Origin of the sequence: Micrococcus sp. HMSC31B01 (assembly GCF_001816085.1) — a bacterium.
GTDB classification, from domain to species: Bacteria; Actinomycetota; Actinomycetes; order Actinomycetales; family Micrococcaceae; genus Micrococcus; species Micrococcus luteus.
Window position 1 is genome coordinate 1 of record NZ_KV824822.1, and the last position, 1,377, is coordinate 1,377.

General features: G+C 77.6%; 3 protein-coding genes. All 3 read left to right on the plus strand.

Going from position 1 to position 1,377, the window contains the following annotated elements; translation table 11 throughout:
* Window positions 1–294 (plus strand): RibD family protein (locus tag HMPREF3105_RS00380; protein WP_210401404.1); only part of this gene is annotated, 294 nt, incomplete at its 5' end.
* Complete coding sequence (locus tag HMPREF3105_RS00385) at window positions 295–951, plus strand: riboflavin synthase (RefSeq protein WP_063189646.1); 657 nt, start codon at window positions 295–297, stop codon at window positions 949–951.
* A partial coding sequence (locus HMPREF3105_RS00390) for a 3,4-dihydroxy-2-butanone-4-phosphate synthase (protein WP_168167973.1) occupies window positions 948–1,377 on the plus strand: 430 nt, incomplete at its 3' end. The genes HMPREF3105_RS00385 and HMPREF3105_RS00390, both read left to right, overlap by 4 nt.

Consider the following 1,377-nt stretch of genomic DNA (forward strand, 5'->3'; position numbering starts at 1 on the left):
CGTGCCGAGCACGTGCTCATCGAGGGCGGGCCCCGCGTGCTCGGCGCGTGGCTGCGCGCCGGCCTCGTGGACGAGCTCATGGTCTACACCGCGCCCCTGCTGCTCGGCCCGGGCCGCGCCGCCGTCGCCGGCCTGGACGTCGCCACGCTGTCCGAGGGACCGCGCTGGCACCCCGACCCCGCGGAGGGCGGCCCCGCCCGGGCCCTCGGCGACGACGTCTGGACCCACCTGAGCCCGGTGCCGGCCCCGCGCCTGCCCACCGCCCCCGCCCCGACCCGTTTCCAGGAGGACTGAGTGTTCACCGGCATCGTCACCCATCTCGGCACCGTCGTCGCCCTCGAGCACGACGCGGCCGCCGACACCGCCCTGCTGACCCTCGACGCCGGCCGCGCCCTCGACGGGCTGCCCGCCGGCGGCTCGCTCGCCGTCGACGGCGTGTGCCTCACGGCCCTCGACGGACCCACGGAGCGCCCCGGCGTGTTCCGTGCCGACCTCATGGGCCAGACGCTGCGGATGACCAGCCTCGGCGACCGCGCCCCGGGGGACCGGGTCAACCTCGAGCGCTGCCTGCGCCCCACCGACCACCTGGACGGGCACGTGGTCCAGGGCCACGTGGACGGGACCGGCGAGGTCCTCGCGGTCACCCCGCACGGGGCCTGGACCACCCTGCGCATCGGCCTGCCCGCCCGCCTGGCCCGCTACGTCCCCGCGCAGGGGGCCATCGCCCTGCAGGGCGTCTCCCTCACCGTCACCGCCGTCTCCGACCCGGGCGCGGCCGCGCACTGGTTCGAGATCGGCATCATCCCGGCCACGCTCGAGGCCACCACCCTGGGCGCCCTGCGGCCGGGCGACCGCGTCAACCTCGAGACCGACGTGCTCGCCCGGTACGCCGAGCGTCTCGCGCTCATCCCGTCCGCCCCCGCCGCACCCACCGAGGAGGCCCGCCCGTGAGCGAGCACATCCGTCTGGACCCCGTCCCCGCGGCGATCGCCGCGATCGCCGCCGGCCGGCCCGTCGTCGTCGTGGACGACGCCGACCGCGAGAACGAGGGCGACCTGATCTACGCCGCCGCCCTGGCCACCGACGAGGTCACCGCCTTCACCGTCCGCCACACCTCGGGCGTCATCTGCGCGCCCCTGCCGGCCGGCCTGGCCGACCGCCTGGCCCTGCCGCCCATGACCACCGTCAACGAGGACCCCAAGGGCACCGCCTACACCGTGAGCGTGGACGCCGCCGCCGGCGTCACCACCGGCATCTCCGCCGCCGACCGCACCCGCACCCTCCGCGTGCTCGCCGACCCCGGTGCCGCCCCCGGTGACCTGACCCGGCCCGGTCACGTGTTCCCCCTGCGCGCCGTCCCCGGCGGCGTCCGGGCCC